At 72.1% G+C, this 13188-nt stretch carries 12 protein-coding genes; 3 read left to right on the forward strand and 9 right to left on the reverse strand.

What is annotated here, in order from left to right; genetic code table 11:
* Window positions 1–63 precede the first annotated feature (63 nt).
* From OG622_RS21955 to ssd, 7 genes are all read right to left on the reverse strand, one after another.
* A complete protein-coding gene (locus OG622_RS21955) occupies window positions 64–519 on the reverse strand; it encodes an Rv3654c family TadE-like protein (RefSeq protein WP_371578333.1) in 456 nt (151 codons plus the stop codon).
* Window positions 516–932: a TadE family type IV pilus minor pilin gene (locus OG622_RS21960; protein ID WP_371578334.1), complete on the reverse strand. Its 417-nt coding sequence runs from the start codon at window positions 930–932 to the stop codon at window positions 516–518. Before OG622_RS21960 ends, OG622_RS21955 begins: the two co-directional genes overlap by 4 nt.
* Window positions 919–1152 carry a DUF4244 domain-containing protein gene (locus tag OG622_RS21965; protein ID WP_371584172.1) on the reverse strand — a complete coding sequence of 78 codons (234 nt, stop codon included), beginning with the start codon at window positions 1150–1152 and terminating at the stop codon, window positions 919–921. The genes OG622_RS21960 and OG622_RS21965 overlap by 14 nt, the downstream gene beginning before the upstream one ends.
* A gap of 152 nt (window positions 1153–1304) precedes the next feature.
* Entirely contained in the window at window positions 1305–2096 is a 792-nt protein-coding gene (locus OG622_RS21970) for a type II secretion system F family protein (protein WP_371578335.1), read from the reverse strand.
* On the reverse strand, window positions 2093–2932 hold the full coding sequence (locus OG622_RS21975; RefSeq protein WP_371584173.1) for a type II secretion system F family protein: 840 nt from the start codon (window positions 2930–2932) through the stop codon (window positions 2093–2095). The genes OG622_RS21970 and OG622_RS21975 overlap by 4 nt, the downstream gene beginning before the upstream one ends.
* A 14-nt stretch (window positions 2933–2946) precedes the next feature.
* Complete coding sequence (locus OG622_RS21980) at window positions 2947–4188, reverse strand: TadA family conjugal transfer-associated ATPase (RefSeq protein ID WP_371578336.1); 1242 nt, start codon at window positions 4186–4188, stop codon at window positions 2947–2949.
* A gap of 109 nt (window positions 4189–4297) precedes the next feature.
* Window positions 4298–5392: a septum site-determining protein Ssd gene (gene ssd, locus OG622_RS21985; RefSeq protein ID WP_371584174.1), complete on the reverse strand. Its 1095-nt coding sequence runs from the start codon at window positions 5390–5392 to the stop codon at window positions 4298–4300.
* 578 nt (window positions 5393–5970) lie between these two features.
* Here ssd and OG622_RS21990 point away from each other — a divergent pair.
* Entirely contained in the window at window positions 5971–6795 is an 825-nt protein-coding gene (locus tag OG622_RS21990) for an HAD family phosphatase (RefSeq protein WP_086753873.1), read from the forward strand.
* Between the two features lie 371 nt (window positions 6796–7166).
* Here the strand turns inward: OG622_RS21990 and OG622_RS21995 are convergent, their stop codons facing one another.
* A complete protein-coding gene (locus tag OG622_RS21995; protein WP_371578337.1) occupies window positions 7167–8000 on the reverse strand; it encodes an oxidoreductase in 834 nt (277 codons plus the stop codon).
* Window positions 8001–8099: 99 nt separating this feature from the next.
* On the opposite strand from OG622_RS21995, the gene OG622_RS22000 reads away from it, so the two are divergent.
* A complete protein-coding gene (locus tag OG622_RS22000) occupies window positions 8100–9080 on the forward strand; it encodes an ATP-binding protein (protein WP_371578338.1) in 981 nt (326 codons plus the stop codon).
* A 30-nt stretch (window positions 9081–9110) separates the two neighbouring features.
* Here OG622_RS22000 and OG622_RS22005 read toward each other — a convergent pair whose 3' ends face one another.
* A complete protein-coding gene (locus tag OG622_RS22005) occupies window positions 9111–10424 on the reverse strand; it encodes a hypothetical protein (RefSeq protein WP_371578339.1) in 1314 nt (437 codons plus the stop codon).
* Between the two features lie 263 nt (window positions 10425–10687).
* Here OG622_RS22005 and OG622_RS22010 point away from each other — a divergent pair, with 263 nt between their 5' ends.
* Window positions 10688–13063, forward strand: a complete 2376-nt coding sequence (locus OG622_RS22010) for a SulP family inorganic anion transporter (protein WP_371578340.1) — start codon at window positions 10688–10690, stop codon at window positions 13061–13063.
* Window positions 13064–13188: the final 125 nt, after the last annotated feature.

Genomic DNA, 13188 nt, shown 5'->3' on the forward strand with positions numbered 1-13188 from the left:
CGGGCCACTCCTACGAGGCGCTCCAGCGGTCCCTCCGGCCCGCTGCGGAGGGACCTGCCGGGCCTAGGCGGACCCGGCGGACCCGGTTGGACCCGACGGACCCGCCCGCGCCCTGACCTCCGCGGTGAGCGGACCCGTGCCCGACGCCGCCGTGACGTCCGAGATCTCTCCCTCGACCTCGCAGCGCACGAGTCTGCCGCCCTGAGCCCTCGCCACCCGTGCCGCCGTCGCGCAGGCCCCCTCAGCACCCTTCATCCAGTGGTCGGCGGCGGCGAGGGCCGCGAGGTCGGCCGTCGCGGCAGCCTGATGCCGGATCACAACGGCCTGCCCCAGGGCGAGCACAGCACCGAACACGGCACACAGCGCGACGATCACACCGACGGCCCAGACGGTCGCGGAGCCTCGGTCGGAGCGGATCGACCGGGCGGACCGGGCCAACCGGACCAACCGGACCGACCAGGCCAACCGGACCGACCGGGCGACTCCTGGCCGTCGGCCGGACCACAAGGACGCGCTCACCCGATCCCCACCCCCTCCGTCGTGGCCGCCCCCACCGTCTCCTCCGCCAGCGCCACGGCCGCATGGCTCACATCGAGGCCGAGTCCCTCCGGCCCCGGCGCCGGGGCCGAGACCACGACGCGCACGAAGTCGCCTTCCCGACCGACGCTCACCTTCGCCCCTCCCGGCGCCGTCCTCCGGGCCGCCGCCACGACGGCACCCGACGGGTCCTGCCGGGCTGCCGCCCGGGCACCGGCCCGAGCGGCGTCCACGACCTGGATCTGCGCGCAGGCAACGAACAGGGCCCACACGAGCGCCGTCGCGAACAGCAACATCATGGGCAGGACCATGGCCGCCTCGGCCGTCACGAACCCTTCGTCACCGCCCAACACCCCGCGAAGCCGCCACGGCCCCCGTGGTTCACGCCCCGCCATTGAGGGCCCGCCCGACGATCTGCTGCAGCTCCGCCTGGACCTGCCCGCTGGTCACCACTTTGTAGAGCACCGCGGCGAAGGCCACCGCCGCGATGATCCCCACCGCATACTCGGAGGTGACCATCCCCGCATCCCTCCGCGCCGCCCGCACCCGGCACATCACGGCACACACGACCCGAACCCGCACCACTTCCCGTACTGCCTTCACTGCCTTGTACATCTCAACCCCCGTGAGGCTCTGTTCCATCGACTACCGACTACGGCCGACTACTGATCGCCGTCACCGCTGATCAGCGGCCTCCGCTGATCGTCGTCGGCCACTTCTGGTCTTTGCCGGTCGGCACCGTCCACCGCCCGCTCAAGTCCGCCCCGTCATCCCCCACCCCCTCCCAACAACCCGTCCGCGAGCCCGATCACCACCGGCAGCACGCCCACCGCGATGAACGCGGGCAGGAAGCACAGCCCCACCGGTACGGTGACCATCACGGCGGCCCGGCGGGCCCGCTCCGTCGCCGAACGACCCCACTCCGCGCGGGCCTCGGCGGCGAGCCGGGCGACAGGAGAGGCGGCCGGTACGCCGGACTCGTCGGCGCGTTCCAGAAGCCTCGCCAGAGCTCCGGCGCCAGGAAGGGCCGCCAACGCACGCCACGCCTCAGCCGGTTCTCCTCCGAGCCGTGCCTCTGCCGCACCTCTGGCCAACCGCCCGCCCACCGGCCCGCCCAGGGCCTCGCCCACGGCCTGCGCGGCCACCACGGGGCTCGCCCCGGCCGTGATGCAGGCGGCCAGCAGGTCGGCGGCGAGAGGCAGTTGGCGAGAGGCTTCCGCGGCGTCGTACGCCGCCGTCGGGTCACCGCCCGCGCGTCGCACCCTTCGCAGCCACAGCCAGGCCCCGACTCCGGCAGCCGGCCCCAGCAGCAGCCCCAGGAGGCCGCCGACGAGCACCCACGCGGCGCAGACCGCCCCGGCGACCGGCAGCCATCGGCGGACGGCACCCCGGGGCACGAGGCTCCGCCGGGGCGGCTCTGCCGCGAGGGCCAGCACCGCGGCCAGCCGGGCGCGCAGCCTTCGTTCATGCCGCGCGGTGTCGAGCGACCGGGCCAGCCACCACAGTCCCACGAACACGCAGACGACCACCCCCAGCCTGTGGACAACCTCGCCGCTCACGCCGCCTCAGCTCCCCGTACGATCCGCAGCGCCCACCACAGCCCCGCGCCCTCCAGCACCGCGCCGACGAGCAGACAGCCCAGCCCGGCCGTGCTGTGCAGCACCACGCGCAGGGGATCGGCGCCGAGCGCGGTGCCCAGCAGGAGGCCCAGGACCGGGAGCCCGGCTAGCATCACCGCCGTCGACCGGGCGCCGGCCAACTGGGCCCGCAGGTCGGCCCGCTGGTCCCGCTCGGCGCGCAGAGCGCCCTCCAGCCTGTCGAGCCCGGCGGCGAGGCCCGCGCCCCGGTCGACGGCCACCCGCCAGCACGCGGCGAGCCCCAGCAGCCCGTGGGCGCCCGGCTGCCGTGCCGCGTCCGCCAGGGCGCCCGGTACGTCCCCACCGAACCTCGCCGCCGCCAGCACCACGGCCCCGGCCTCCCCGAGTCCTCCGGAGTCCCGCGCTGCCCGCGACAACGCCTCACCCGGCTGCCGCCCGGCCCGCACCTCCCCGGCGACCGCCGAGCACAGCGCGACCACCGCATCGCCCCGCCGTTCCCCGGCCCGGCGTTCCTCCGCCGCCCGCCGCACCCGCCTCAGTAACGGCACCGCCGCCGCCCCCGCGAGAACCGGCAGTACCGAGGCCCCCAGCACCGCGATCACCAATCCGGCCACCGGCGCCCACCACTCGGCCCCCAGCCGCCGCACCCGGCCGATCACCCGCGCCCAGGCCGACGGCCCCGTGGCCCCGCCTCCCGCCAGCAACAACCGCGCCCGCCGAATCCCGGCGACGCGCCCATCACCCGCCATCCAGGCCGCCGCCCCGGCACACGCCACGGCCACCACCCCGACCGGCATCTCCCCGACCCCTGTCACTGCCGCCCACTCCCTTCCCGCCTGTCCAGCCCGTTCCGCCCTTGCGGAAACCCGTCCGAGCCCCCGTCGCCTCCGCCGCGCGGCCCGCCCCGAAGCAGCCCCCGCAGCCGCTCCCAGCCCAGCTCGTACACGAACGCCTCCTCGCCCCAGCGGAGCGCCGGGACGGTCACCACCCACCCGGACGCGTCCCGCTCCAGCACATGAACTTCGGCGATCCGCCGTCGCCCGTCCGGGTCCCGTACGAGATGCAGGACCACCGACAGCGCGGCCGCCAACTGGCTGTGCAGCGCGGCCCGGTCGAGGCCGGCGGCCGTACCGAGGGCCTCCAGACGGGCCGGTACCTGCGCCGCGGCGTTGGCGTGGAGCGTGCCGCAGCCGCCCTCGTGGCCAGTGTTCAGAGCGGCCAGCAGGGACACGACCTCGGGCCCTCGTACCTCGCCGACCACCAGCCGGTCCGGGCGCATTCGCAGCGCCTGGCGCACCAGGTCCTGCAGTTCGACGAGGCCCACGCCTTCCTGGTTGGCCGGTCTGCCCTCCAGCCGCACCACATGCGGATGGTCGGGTCGCAGCTCCGCCGAGTCCTCGGCCAGCACGATCCGCTCACCCGGGTCGACCAGGCCGAGCAGCGCGCTCAGGAGCGTGGTCTTCCCGGTGCCGGTGCCGCCGCTGATGACGTACGACAACCGGGAGCGGATCAGCGCCCGCAGGACGTGGTCGCCTCCGGGCGGCACCGTGCCCGCCGTCGCCAGTTCGGCGAGTGTGAAGGCCCGGGGCCGTACGACCCGCAGGGACAGGCAGGTGCAGCCGACGGCCACCGGTGGGAGCACCGCGTGGAGCCGGGTGCCGTCCGGGAGCCGCGCGTCCACCCACGGTCGGGCGTCGTCCAGTCGGCGTCCGGCGACGGCCGCCAGGCGCTGTGCGAGCCGTCGTACACCGGCCGCGTCCGGGAAGGAGATCCCGGTCAGCTCCAGTCCGCCGCCCCGGTCCACCCACACCCGGTCCGGTGCCGACACCAGCACGTCGGTGACCGACGGGTCGGCGAGCAACGGCTCCAACGGCCCGCTCCCCACCAGCTCCGACCGCAACCGCTCAGCCGCCCCGAGCACCTCGGCGTCCCCGAGCACCCGCCCCCGCTCCCGCAGCGCCTGCGCCACCCGCGCGGGCGTCGGCTCGGCACCGCTCTCGACGAGCCACTGCCGTACCCCGTCCAACAGTCCGTCGTCAGGCATTCCGGTCATACGGCCTCGCCCCCGCTCGGAACCCGTCGGCAGGCTCCGGCCAGCCGTGGTTCTCCGCCGCCCGGCAGCCCGTCGTCAGACAGCCCCGGACCGCCCTCGGGCACCTGCTTCACGCCGCCTCACCCCTGACCGCGACCCGCTCCCAGAAGCCTTCGCAGAACCGCGCGAGTGGTCCGCGGGAGATGCCTCCCGGTGGTTTGCCGCCGTCCGGCAGCCCAGCCTCGGTGGGTACCTCGCCCGCGAGCGGAAGCCCCAGCAGGCGGGCCACCTCGTGGTCGTCGAGCCCCGGGGCGTACGGCCCGCGGACCGCGACGCGGAGATCGCGGAGAACCATGCCGAAGGAGGAGGCGACGCGGGAGGCGGCGGCGACGGCACGCAGCTCGGCGGGGACGACCAGGAGGCCGACGTCGAGCTGGGCGAGCGCCTCGGCGACGCCTTCGTCGATGCGGCGCGGCAGGTCGACGACGACCGAGCCGCCGCGGCGCCGGCCCGCGGCGAGCACCGCGCGTACTGCCTGGGGAGGGACGGTGACGGCGTCGCCGCGGTCCCAGCTGAGGACGCGCAGGGAGTGCAGTTCGGGCAGCGACTCCTCCAGGGCGCCGCCGCCGACCCTGCCGCGCGAGGCGGCGAAGGCCGGCCAGCGCAGTCCGTCGGCGCTCTCGCCGCCGAGGAGCACGTCCAGGCCGCCGCCCAGCGGATCGGCGTCCACGAGGAGTGTGCGCGTGCCCTGCCGCGCGGAGGTGACGGCGAGAGCGCATGCCAGTGTGGACGCGCCGGCGCCGCCTCGGCCGCCGATCACGCCGACGGTGAGCGCGGGCCTGCCGACCCCTTCCGCCACGTCGGCGATGCGGTCGACGAGCCACTGCTCGCCGTCCGGCAGCATCAGGACGTGGTCGGCGCCGATCTCCACGGCCCGCTGCCAGACCCCGGAGTCGTCCTGGTCCTTGCCGACGAGCACCACTCCTCGTCTGCGTGCGGCCCCACGCAGCCGCCGCGCCGCGTCGTCCCCGACGAGCACGAGCGGCGCCGTCTCCCACCGGCCCCGGCCCTCCGGCACTCCGTGGTGGACCTCCGGCCGGGCACCCGCCGCCGCGCACAGGCGCAGCAGGTCGTCCAGCAGTTCCACGTCCTCGGTGACGATCAACGGCCTGCCCTGCCGCCCCTCGGCGGCGGACGGCCGGTCGTTGGTGATGGCTCCCGCCACGATCTCCAGCCCCCTTCGCTGCGTTGACACGGGCGCCCCGTGTTCCGGGCGCTCGTGTTCAAGTCCTGTGTGAGGACCGGCGATCGGCCGCCCATAGGGGCGGCCGACGGAATCCGGCCCTACGCATCCTGGAAACGGAACCGGCCATGAACTCGCCGCCGTCGGAACGCGCTGGAATCACGGTGCAGCGATCCCGGAAATCGTGTGGATCTTGGTCGAAAACTGTGGACAGCTCGGCCCTTGTGGATATCGCCGTCACCCGAACAGGCGACCCCTGCGCGACTTCCGCAGCGCATCCCCACGGCTACGGACGGTGACGGATCCTGTGTCGAGGCAGAGGAAAGCCCACGAGAGCACGGAGGCGCCTCGCGGGCTGGGAAGAAGAGGGGAAAACGCACCCGGACATGCGACGACCCCCACCGGGGGGGAGAGTGGGGGTCGTCTTCACGGCCGACTCGGGGGGGGAGGAGCCGGACCGCGTTGGCACGGTCGCGAACGATCCGTGACTTCCATGGTGTACCCGAGAGGCCTCTCAGGCAAACCCACGCACCCGACACTAGCCCGAATGGCGGGCGCATATGCTCGGCCTCGTGGAAAACCACTCCCTGCCCCGCACAGCGGCCTTCTTTGACCTGGACAAGACGGTCATTGCGAAGTCGAGCACGCTCACGTTCAGCAAGTCGTTCTACCAAGGTGGCCTGATCAACCGCAGAGCCGCCCTGCGGACGGCGTACACCCAGTTCGTGTTCCTCGCGGGCGGCGCCGACCACGACCAGATGGAGCGGATGCGGAAGTATCTGTCCGCGCTGTGCCGGGGCTGGAACGTCCAACAGGTGAAGGACATCGTCGCCGAGACCCTGCACGACCTGATCGACCCGATCATCTACGACGAGGCCGCCTCCCTCATCGAGGAGCACCACATCGCGGGGCGGGACGTCGTCATCGTCTCCACCTCCGGCGCCGAGGTGGTCGAGCCGATCGGCGAACTCCTCGGCGCGGACCGGGTGGTGGCGACCCGGATGGTCGTCGGCGACGACGGCTGCTTCACCGGCGAGGTGGAGTACTACGCCTACGGCCCGACCAAGGCCGAGGCGATCCGGGAGCTGGCCGAGTCCGAGGAGTACGACCTCGCGCACTGCTACGCGTACAGCGACTCGGCGACCGATCTGCCGATGCTGGAGGCCGTGGGGCACCCCCACGCGGTGAACCCGGACCGGACTCTGCGCAAGGAGGCCCTCGCGCGCGGGTGGCCCATTCTCGACTTCCACCGTCCCGTGCGCCTCAAGCAGCGCCTGGCCGTGCGGCCGCGCCCCGCCCTTCTCGCGGCTGCCGCCATAGGCGCCGCGGCGGCCACCGCGGGGCTCGTCTGGTACGCGAGCCGACGCCGGGTGGCGACCGCCTGACCTGCGGTCGGCACACCGGTAGCCGATTCACCCTCTTTGAACCTAAAAGTAAAGAAGCACATCAAGGGGTTCCGCTTGCCTCCATCCTGGAGTAGAAAGGATTCAAGGCCCGCGAGACCAAAGGACATCCGAGAGGATCACCTTTAAAACTCATTTTGGCCCCACGGACCCAGCATGAACACCGGGCACCCACGCGACGTCGACCCGTCGATTACGGGCCAGCCGCACCAGGTTACGGGCCGCAGTTCCCGACCTGATGGGCATATATCGAGGACGCTTGGTAACCGGGTGAACATGCCAGCGGCGGTACGAATTCTCGTACCGCCGCAACCCTTTTCCAGGGGTTTTCCGCCACCCGGCTTCCCGGGTTTCTACGCCGCTCCGCGCTGCAGCGCCTCGCACACCGCCGTCGACTCGCGCGCGCCCAGTTCGACGGCCCTGCCGCAGTGGGCGATCCAGGCGGCCATGCCCTCCGGGGTACCGGAGACATAGCCGTCGAGGGCGGCCAGATAGGCGGCACGGCCCAGTTCCGCGTGACCGACCTCCGCCGGGCAGACCGACTTCGGGTCGAGGCCGCTGCCGATCAGGACAATCCGCTCGGCAGCGCGCGCGACGAGGCCGTTGTCGAAGCCGAAGGGCCGTAGGGCGAGCAGCTCGCCGTGGACGACTGCGGCGGTCACCAGAGCGGGGGCCGAACCGCCCTTGATGATCAGCTCGGAGAGTCCGTCGAGACGGCCGCCCACCTCGGCGGCGCCTGGCACAGGCAGCTCGACGAGGGGTTCGTCGACGGACTCCCCCTCCTGTCGGGGCCGCCCCACGCGCGCGTCGTCACGGCCGGCCGCCACCAGGTGCAGCCGGGCCAGCACCCGCAGGGGCGACTGCCGCCAGATGGACAGCAACTGGCCCGCCTCGGCGGTCAGCCGCAACGCGGCACCCATGGCGCGGGCCTCGTCGTCGCCGTCCTGGCCGCTGAAGTCCGTACGACGGCGCACCTCTTCGAGGGCCCAGTCGGCGCCGGACAGTGCCGCCGAGCCGCGGGCACCACGCAGGGCGGCCTCGGAGGTGACCGCGTTGCTGCGGCGCCGCATGACGCGGTGGCCGTAGACCCGGTCCACGGCCTTGCGCACGGACTCCACGGACTCGGCCACACCGGGAAGCTCTCCCAGGGCCGCGAGCGGATCGGCGGCCGCACCTGACGTACTCATGAGTACGACCCTACGCGCACCGGTCACCGACCCCTCGAATGAGTGGTCTTCCACCGCCGACGAACACCCCTGGCACTCGCCCCACTACCGTTAGTGAACATGAAAATTGCTTTCGTCGGGAAGGGCGGAAGTGGCAAGACCACACTGTCCTCCCTGTTCATCCGCCACCTCGCCGTCTCCGGAGCGCCGGTCGTCGCCGTCGACGCCGACATCAATCAGCACCTGGGCGCCGCCCTCGGCCTCGACGAGTCGGAAGCCGCCGAACTGCCGGCGATGGGAGACCGGCTGGCGCTGATCAAGAACCATCTGCGTGGCTCCAACCCCCGGATCACCTCCGCCGAGACGATGATCAAGACCAGCCCGCCCGGCGACGGTTCACGCCTGGTGCAGATCCGCGAGCCCAACGCGATCTACGACGCCTGCGCCCGCCCGGTGGAACTCGACGGCGGGGCCGTCCGTTTGATGGTCACCGGCCCCTTCACCGACGCCGACCTGGGCGTCGCCTGCTACCACTCCAAGACGGGAGCGGTGGAGCTGTTCCTGAACCACCTGGTGGACGGCCGCGACGAGTACGTGGTGGTCGACATGACAGCCGGTTCGGACTCCTTCGCGTCCGGCATGTTCACCCGCTTCGACATGACGTTCCTCGTCGCCGAGCCGACCCGGAGGGGAGTCTCCGTCTACCGCCAGTACAAGGAGTACGCCGCCGACTACGGCGTCGCCCTGAAGGTCGTCGGCAACAAGGTGCACGGTCAGGACGACCTCGACTTCCTCCGCGCCGAGGTCGGGGACGACCTGCTGGTCACCCTCGGGCATTCGGACTGGGTGCGCGCCCTGGAGAAGGGCCGCCCGCCCCGTTTCGAGCGCTTGGAGGACCCCAACCGCCAAGCCCTGCGCACCCTTCACCAAGCCGCCGACGCCACGTACGAGCTGCGCGACTGGGAGCGCTACACCCGTCAGATGGCGCACTTCCACCTGAAGAACGCGACCAGTTGGGGCAACGAGAGGACCGGGGCCGACCTGGCCTCGCAGATCGACCCCGAGTTCGTGCTCACCGAGGGAGTCCCGGCCGGGGTCTGAGCCCCATGGCCGCCCCGGCCGCGGCTCCGCTCACTCCTTCGGCTTGGCCGCCGGAGCCCCGGGAACTCCCTTCGGGGCCGGTGCCGCTCCGGCGGACAGGAAGCTCTTCCAGCCCTTCTTCGGGGACTGTCCGACTCCCAGGGTGCGCAGCCTGTCCAGGACCTTCGGGTCCTGGGCGTCCAGCCAGTCGGCGAGCTGCCGGAAGGAGACGCAGCGCACCTCGGCCTTGCCGCAGACCGCCTCGATGGTCTCCTCGACGGCACGCATGTAGACGCCGCCGTTCCAGGACTCGAAGTGGTTGCCGATGATCAGGGGCGCACGGTTGCCCTCGTAGGCGCGCTCGAAGCCCGCGAGCAGACCGTCACGGAACTGGTCGCCCCAGTGCTCCCGCTTGGCCGCATTCCCCGCCCGGGCCCCGGACTGGTTCACGTAGAAGTTGTAGTCCATGGTGAGCGTCTCGAAGTCGCGCCCCGGGACGGGGACGAGCTGCAGCGACAGGTCCCAGAGCCCGTCCTTCTTCTCGGGCCAGACCTGGTTTCTGACTCCGCTGGTGTCGTAGCGGAAGCCGAGGTCACGGGCGGCCCGCATGAAGTTCGTCTGGCCCTCCAGACAGGGTGTGCGGGCGCCGATCAGCTCCTTGTCGTAGTCGAAGGGCAGCGGCTCGGCCTTCCCCGTGCCGGTGTTGGTCCTCCAAGCCTTCACGAACGACTTGGCCTGGGCGATCTCGCTCTTCCACTCCTCGACCGACCACTCGCCGACCCCGCCGCCGGAACCGCAGAAGTGGCCGTTGAAGTGCGTGCCGATCTCGTTGCCCTCCAGCCACGCGCCGCGCAGCTGGTCCACGGTGTCCTTGATTCCGCGGACGTCGTTGAAGCCGATGTCCGACCGGCCCGGCGAGTGCTGGGGCGGACGGTACAGGTCACGCTTCTCCTCCGGCAGCATGTACACGCCGCTCAGGAAGTACGTCATGGTCGCGTCGTTGGCCCGCGCCACCTTGCGGAAGTGCGAGAAGAGCCGCTGGCCGTCCTCCCCCGCGCCGTCCCAGCTGAACACCACGAACTGCGGCGGCTTCTGACCGGGCTTCAGCCGTTCGGGTCTGGGCAGGCGCGGCTGCGCACCGGTGTACGCGGTGGAGCCGTCGCCGATCAGCCGGACCGCGGCCTTCGGCGGTGCCGGAACGCCTTCTTTCGTGGCCGGTACGCCCTGCCGGCCCTCCTCCTCCGTTTTCTTCGCGCCAGGTGAGCCGACGGCTCCTGTCGGCTCACCGGTCCCGCATCCGGCGAGCGCCGCGGCGCAGGTCGCGGCGAGGGTGACGCCGGCGGCGATCCTCTGGGTGACGGCCATGTTCCGCCCACCTTCTTCCTTCGCTCAGGGGCAGAGCCGCCAAGGTCACACAGAGTTCCGATCACCATTAATACGACAAGCTGATAAAAAGCTTGATTCACCCTCACGAGTGATCTAATGACCTATTTGCGGCTAATGTTCTTGCATATCCTTTACCCTGCATTACGATTCGTTTACTGAGCGTTGAGAAATCCCGCCACTGAAAGCCGTGCCCCACGGCCGCGACCCACGCGACCGCGCAGCCCCGGAGGAGACGGGAGAACATGTCCGCCTGCGTCCCCACCCACGCCACCGACCCGGACTCGAATCGAATGGAGCGTGATCACCGACCACACAGCCCCCCGGAGGGACCGCGCCGCCGGTTCCGTGTCTCGGCCGCCGACCTGTCGGCCTCCATCGCGGTCTTCCTGATCGCCCTTCCCCTGTCCCTGGGCATCGCCCTCGCCACCGACGCCCCGCTCCAGGCCGGCCTCGTCGCCGCAGCCGTCGGCGGCCTCGTCGCCGGGCGCCTGGGCGGCTCCCCTCTCCAGGTCAGCGGCCCTGCGGCCGGTCTCACCGTCGTCACGGCCGACCTCATTCACCAGTACGGATGGCGCACCACCTGCGCCATCACCGTCTTCGCCGGCCTCTCGCAACTGGGCCTGGCCCACCTGCGCGTTGCCCGCTCGGCGCTCGCCGTCAGCCCCGCGATCGTGCATGGCATGCTGGCCGGCATCGGCGTCACCATCGCCGTCGCCCAGCTCCACATCGTGCTCGGCGGCACCCCGCAGAGCTCGGTCAGCGCCAACGTCGGTGCCCTACCCGCCCAGTTGGCGCACCTGCAACCCGCCGCGGTCTCCGTGAGCGCCCTCACCCTCGTCCTGCTGTTCGCCTGGCCCCGGATCCCCGGCCGCGTCGGCCGGCAGCTGCGCACGGTCCCGGCCGCCCTCGTCGCCGTCGCGGGCGCCACGGCGACGGCCTCGCTCACCGCGCTGAGCCTGCCCAAGGTCGACCTGCCCTCGTGGCGGAGCCATGCCCTGGCCGGAATGCCCGACGGGCCGACGCTCGGCATCGTCGCGGCCGTCCTCACCACCACTCTGGTGTGCAGTGTCCAGTCGCTCCTCGGCGCCGTAGCCATGGACAAGCTGGCGGCGGGGCGGACCGACGTACGGCGCTCGGACCTCGACCGCGAGCTGCGCGGCCAGGGCGCGGCCAACGTCGTCTCCGGCATCCTCGGCGGCCTGCCCATCGCCGGCGTCGCGGTCCGCAGCACGGCCAATGTGCGAGCCGGCGCCACCAGCCGGAACTCCACGATGCTGCACGGCGTTTGGGTGGTAGCGGCCGCACTGCTCATGGTCCCCTGCCTGGAGCTGATCCCCCTCGCCTCACTCGCCGCCCTGGTGATGGCCGTCGGGGTCCAGATGGTGTCCCTGCACCACATCCGCACGGTCACCCGTCACCGAGAAGTACTGGTCTACGCCGTCACCACCTTCGGCGTCGTCGTCCTCGGCGTCCTGGAAGGCGTCGCGCTCGGCATCGCCGTGGCCGTCGGGGTCGCCCTGCACCGCCTCACCCGCACCCGCATCACCCACGAGGAGCGGGACGAAGTCCATCACGTCCACGTACGAGGGCAGTTGACGTTCCTCGCCGTGCCCCGCCTCAGCCGCGCCCTGCATCAGGTCCCGCAGGCAGCCGCCGTCGTCGTGGAGCTGGACGGGTCGTTCATGGACCACGCGGCTTACGAGTCGCTGCAGGACTGGCAGCACGCGCACCGGGCGCACGGCGGCTCCGTGGAGATCACCGGGCGCGCCGGCACCCGTATCGCGGAACCCGTCAAGGCCTCGGCGGCCGGCTGTCGCTGCCGGCCCTGGACGCCGTGGCGCAACCACCAGTGCGAGGCCCCGGCCACCCCGACCGCCGGCACACCTCAGGAGGAGGCGGCCGAGGGGCCGCGCGGTCACCAACTGGCGCGTGGCATCAGCGCCTTCCAGCGAAACACCGCTCCCCTGGTCCGCAGTGAGCTGGCCCGGCTCGCGCGCGAGGGGCAGCAACCCTCGCAGCTCTTCCTGACCTGCGCCGACTCCCGGCTCGTCACGTCGATGATCACCTCCAGCGGCCCCGGCGACCTCTTCGTCGTACGCAATGTCGGCAACCTCGTGCCGCTGCCCGGCGAGGAGAGCGGCGACGACTCGGTGGCGGCGGCGATCGAATACGCGGTGGACGTGTTGCACGTTCGGTCCATCACGGTCTGCGGGCACTCCGGCTGCGGCGCGATGCAAGCCCTGCTCAAGAGCGACCCGCACAGTGCCCAGACCCCCCTCAAGCGCTGGCTGCGGCACGGCCGCCCCAGCCTGGACCGGGCGACCGACAAGAACCGCCCCTGGGCCCGCCTGGCCGGCCGCGAACCGGCCGACGCCGTCGAACAACTCGGCCTGACCAACGTCATCCAGCAGCTGGAGCATCTGAGAGCCCACGACTCCGTCGCACGCGCCCTGCGCGACGGCGCACTCGTACTGCACGGGATGTACTTCCACGTGGGCGAGGCACAGGCGTATCTGCTCACCGAGGAGGCCCCGGACGGCGGAGTCTTCGACCAGGTGACCGGGACGGCCGGGACGGACGATCCGGCCGGGGCGGTCCTGCACGACACGCGCGCGTGAACCGATCTCCTTCGCGGTCCGTGGGAACGGGTGGCGCCCTGGCGGTGGGGCCACCCGGAGCCCCACAGGTCTAAACCAATCCGATGAAGGCCCTTGTCATCGGGGGTCCGGGTCTGATGAGCTGT

The sequence above is a fragment of the Streptomyces sp. NBC_01314 genome (assembly GCF_041435215.1).
Taxonomy (GTDB): Bacteria; Actinomycetota; Actinomycetes; order Streptomycetales; family Streptomycetaceae; genus Streptomyces.